The organism is Methylobacterium sp. yr668 (assembly GCF_900116245.1).
GTDB lineage: Bacteria > Pseudomonadota > Alphaproteobacteria > Rhizobiales > Beijerinckiaceae > Methylobacterium.
In genome coordinates, this window is sequence record NZ_FOZY01000082.1 from 1 (window position 1) to 4,777 (window position 4,777).

Annotated in this window: 3 protein-coding genes and 1 pseudogene; 3 read left to right on the forward strand and 1 reads right to left on the reverse strand. The window is 60.2% G+C overall.

Annotated elements, in window-relative coordinates; all coding sequences use genetic code 11:
- Positions 1–241 precede the first annotated feature (241 nt).
- A complete protein-coding gene (locus tag BM419_RS31390; protein WP_139257197.1) occupies positions 242–1,432 on the forward strand; it encodes an acyltransferase family protein in 1,191 nt (396 codons plus the stop codon).
- Positions 1,433–1,523: 91 nt separating this feature from the next.
- Complete coding sequence (locus tag BM419_RS31395; RefSeq protein WP_091928757.1) at positions 1,524–2,870, forward strand: family 16 glycosylhydrolase; 1,347 nt, start codon at positions 1,524–1,526, stop codon at positions 2,868–2,870.
- Between the two features lie 70 nt (positions 2,871–2,940).
- On the opposite strand, the gene BM419_RS31400 is transcribed toward BM419_RS31395, so the two are convergent.
- On the reverse strand, positions 2,941–4,116 hold the full coding sequence (locus tag BM419_RS31400) for a glycosyltransferase family 4 protein (protein WP_091928758.1): 1,176 nt from the start codon (positions 4,114–4,116) through the stop codon (positions 2,941–2,943).
- A 375-nt stretch (positions 4,117–4,491) separates the two neighbouring features.
- On the opposite strand from BM419_RS31400, the pseudogene BM419_RS31405 reads away from it, so the two are divergent.
- Positions 4,492–4,761 (forward strand): annotated as a pseudogene (locus BM419_RS31405) (transposase); the annotation flags it as partial.
- Positions 4,762–4,777: the final 16 nt, after the last annotated feature.

The window sequence follows — 4,777 nt, forward strand, 5'->3', positions numbered from 1 at the left end:
TCACGCCCTACGAGCATGTCCTTCAGGTCTGGACCAAAGAGCCCAAACGCTTCAGGCTCGATCCGTCACACCACATTCCGGGACCATACACCTAGTAGGTGGCCGGCGTTTGGGCTCACCTGCATCAGGCTTCTCGGAGCGCCTGCACGAGGCTGGTAAGACCGACTGACGGAGGGCAACAATCAGATCAAGCGGTTCTATTAGGCGCCGTTAGTCGGCAGTCCTGAGTCGAGGTGTACTTTTGGATGAACGCGCTTCCCATTCTCTAAATCAATTGGCCAAGGTGGTGCCGGAATCAAACACGGCAATCTGCATGGTGTGCCTGGAGAGCGCCGCCGACATGTTTCACAGCTTCGTCTCGGTGCACGGAACGAAATCTATTTCATCTGCGACAGCCACGCCGGCGGCTAGTCCGCGCCCCAAGCGCTTGCCGGCTCTTCAGATCCTCCGGTTCGTTGCGGCCTTCCTGGTGGTTTTATTTCACGTCGGCAGCGGGTTGTCGGTTGAGGCAGGCCGAGCTTCAAATCCCTTCCATGACGGGGTTATCGGTGTCGACATTTTCTTCGTCCTGAGCGGCTTTATTATTGCCTACACGGCCGAGCCGGCGCGTGGGATGGGCCACTTCGCGCTCCGTCGTGCAGCCCGGGTCGTGCCGCTCTACTGGCTCCTCACCACCGGTGTTGTATTCGTCGCCCTTGTGGCTCCGACCCTCGTCAACGGCACCACTGTGTCAGCCGAAAAAATTATCCGATCTTATTTCTTTATACCCTATCAAAAAGACAATGGACTCATCCAGCCGCTGCTTTTTCTGGGATGGACACTCTGTTTTGAGATGTATTTCTACGCTTTGTTTTGTTTTTGTTTGAGCGCCGGCCGATATACCGTCGGGTTTGCTTGTGCGCTTCTCTCGCTGATCGTCCTCGTCGGATGGATACGGCCTGAGGGGGGGGCGCTCTGGCGCTTCTACACGAGCCCATTGATCCTCGAGTTCGCTTTCGGTCTCATCCTATCGCAGGTCTATGCGACTCGGCTGCCGCTCGAAAGCAGAGGTACCGCGCTCGCTGCGCTCCTCGCGATCGGCGCTCTCCTGCTTTATCTGCTGGATCTAGACCTGCCCTCGGTTATCAAGCACGGTTTCGTCGCGACACTCATCGTGGCATCCTTCCTGTCGCTGCCCCCTCTAAGCGGGCGCTGGGTGGCAATCTTGATTCTGCTCGGGGATGCGTCGTACGCGCTTTATTTGAGCCATCCTTATTTTGTTCAGGCGGCGATCAAGATCGCCGCCCCACGTGTCGGTTCGGATCTCGCTCTGCTGGCCGTTGTGATCGGGGTGAGCTTGGCAATCGCTATCGCAGTGCTTCTACATCGTCTGGTCGAAAGGCCTGCGCAGAGCTTCATCATGAAGCGGTTCGCCCGCATGCGAACCGCTTGAGGGTTCTGCGACGTGTCCTGTACGCCATCAATCGCATCGCGGAGCAAAGCTCGCGACGCGCGGAAATCCTCACTAGCACGCAGGATAGGCCATGAGCCAAGGCCAGCCATTTTCTAGATCGACGCTCGCTTCTCCAAATCGTCGCGCGATCCTCGCCCTATTGGCAGCCGGTGCTACGGCGCCCCGGGTTTCGGCCGCTCACGCCGCTGCCGGTTCGGCGCCCAGCGACCTGCCATCTTACTCGATCCATGACGCGCGCGTCGCTCCGAACGGCCGGACAGCGACGGTGGCGATCCGTCGGGGTGGACCGACTGCATATTCGTGCTGCATCCGGTTCGAGATCGACGGTGGCGCGTCGCCTCGGTCCGGCGCTTTCGTGTTTGAGCACGATGTCGATGAAGTTCTCGTTCCGGTGCTCCTGCCGAGTCCAAGCGCGTCCGCAGGCATCCGGATTCGACCCTTCGTGACCTATGACTTCCGTCCCGTTATTGCGAAGGGGGAAGCGCGGATCGGGCCAGACACCTCGGACCCGTCTCCGTTGGCGCTCGGAGCGATCGTTCGGGCCTGGAACGCGCCGAAGCCGAGACCCGTCGCCAAAGGTTGGATGCGCGATTTCTATAGCGATCTCGTCAAGGAATTCGACTGCACGGCCACCGGCTTCGATCGAGACGGACGCCCATGCTTTACTAACAGCCTTCCGAGCGGTCGGGCGCAGTTCACCAATCTCGAAGTGGGCCTTTATTCGGATCCAGGCCTGCATGGCACCGCGCCGCTCCAGATGCTCAACGGTCGGCGCCTGCTTGTACCGGAGCGCCTTCCGCGCCCCACCGTGGTCGCGCAAGGAGGCCATACCAAACTGTGCACTCATTCCACGCCGCTCGTCTCGACCGAACACAATGGACGGCTAGGATATGGTCGGTTTGCCTATCGCTTCGCACTCCTGAACATGCAGCAGGGTTGCTGGCCGGCAGGCTGGCAATTGTGCCTTCCGCATTATCGCTGGCCGAACTGCGAGCAGGACACGGTCGAAATTTCGTTTAACCAGCCTGATCCTGCGTCCGTCCTTCCCTACCAAACAAACTGGTGGGGCGCAGCCGGAACAGGCGGTTCCAAGGAAGGGCAGTTCGTCGATATCGAGCGACTTCTGCCCAACTTCCGGTACGACGAACCCCACACGTATTGGTCCGAATGGACCCCAGAATACATGGCCTTCGGAATCGATGAGATCCTTACGTTCTCCGTCCCCAATCGATTTTTCCTCGCCAACCCAGCCGATCCGAAGGATCCGAACCGCGTCTTCATGATGCTTCAGATCGCGCTGGGGGGAGCGGGCGGCAACGCAGAGAAGGGCTTCTATCCTATGGCTCCCAGCGCATGGGCGCCGGGCGCACCGGCCATGCTCGTCGAGCACATGGCCCATTACGCCATGCCAGTCTGACTGCGGTAGCTGCGGCGCGGGACGCTTGCGCCGCCCCACGTCGGCCGAGCCACCGTCACGCTCCTGGCGGTCAGCGTAGTTCGAGCCTGAACCGCTCTTCACCGGCCTCCTTCACCGTGAGCGCACGCTCGTAGAAATGGTCCCAATACTCATTTGCCTCCTTAGCGCCGAAGAGACGCTCCGCATCGGATCGGGCGTGGCGCCGCATATCGTAGAGTTCGTCAGGCTGTTCGATCAGCCGCTCGATCTCTCTGATCGCCGTTATTGCCATCCGTTCAATTTCGCCCTCAACTAGGCCCTCGTAATCTCGGCTGCCGCGGTCGGGGTGAGCAATATGGGCCCACTCGCCGTTCGGCGTCGTGTCGAGATCAAGCAGAAGACCGTTTTGGCGGTGCGTGATGAATTCGGGCAACGCGCCCTGTCGCGTGCCAACGACCGGCGTGCCGTGGATCATCGACTCGATGGCACTGTAGCCGAACGTGTCGCAGAACGTGGCGAGGAGCGAGATATGCGAGCGGCGAAACAGATCATGGACCTCAACGTTCGACAGTGTGGCGTGCCAGCGAACGTTCGGAAGCTTCAGCGCGGCGCGGTAGCGATCATAAAAATGATCGTTCAAAGGATCGGTCCAGACACCGCGGCCTACCTGCAGCGAACTGACGATCTCAACCTGCACCGGCAGCTTCTTTTGAAGTGCCAATTCGGCCAGCCTAACTGCAACGCACCCCCCCTTTCGCGCGAAATGATTGCCGACGAATGAGACGACGAACGGAGCCGGGCCCACCGGCTCAGGTCGAGCCGGCTCTGCCGGCAACTCGATATTTGGGTACCGGACGGACAGTTTTCCGCAGAGAATATCGCGCAGCGGACTGTTTTTATGCGTCTCCTTGAAAATCTCTCTTGCATATTCGGAGATCGCGATGATGCCCCGACAGCGCGGGGATGCGAGCATTCGCGAGAGCAAGCTGTAATAGCGGCTGGTCTCTAAGCCGAATCCTCTGGGCATATGAGATTCGAAACCGATGAGGAATGGCGCGTTGCCGAGGGGGATCCTGTTGAAGGCGTGAATGAGATCGAAGCGCCGCAGTGGCCAAGGATTGAAGGCTGTTATCCCCTCGATGCCTGGATGCACCCAGTTAAGCGGAAGGAAGTTCCGGTTCTCGATCCTGTGTCGCGATTGCCGTGGCCCGTTGAAGCGCCAGGGATAGCGTGTCGGGGCCAGGATCCGGATGGGCCGCTGTAACATTACCTAACCTTCCTTCATCCACCCAGAAAGATGCGGCACCCTGCCTAGGTAGGGCGATCCGGCGGGGGAACATGCGCTGATCATGATGGCGCGCAGCCCGATGTCTCGCCCATGCAAGGATGCAACGGGAAACGATGCAAGGGCGACCGCTTACCTCGAAAGAAGCAGCTGTCGGCAATCGCGCAGGCCCGCCGGTCCCAGAGCGATCACCGCAGGCGAATGGCGTGGGCGCAAAACGGACAGCCGGCGAATCGACAATCGGACCGTAGCCCGCACTTAAAGTGCGGCTCTTCGCGAAAAAGTATTCGCCCGTGATCCGCCCCCAATGAAGTGGTCCGCCCTTTGGTATGGCTTTCGAGCCTGGAGGACGGATCGATGTCGAGGAAGCGACCCAAGCCTGAGGAGATTGTCGCAAAGCTGCGGCAGGCGGACGTGCTGGTCGGCCAAGGCCAGAGCGTGGCGGAGGCGATCCGCGCGATCGGCGTGAGCGAGGTGACGTACTACCGCTGGCGGCGTGAGTACGGCGGCCTGAAGTCGGATCAGGTCCGGCGGATGAAGGATCTGGAGACGGAGAACCAGCGGCTCAGAAAAGCCATCGCGGATCTCACCCTGGACAAGTTGATCCTGCAGGAGGCGGCCCGGGGAAACTGATCAGCCCCGC

Coding starts and splice junctions, on each gene's coding strand:
- BM419_RS31395 (WP_091928757.1), top strand. CDS start 1,524: ATGAGCCAAGGCCAGCCATTTTCTAGATCGACGCTCGCTTCTCCAAAT.
- BM419_RS31400 (WP_091928758.1), bottom strand. CDS start 4,116: ATGTTACAGCGGCCCATCCGGATCCTGGCCCCGACACGCTATCCCTGG.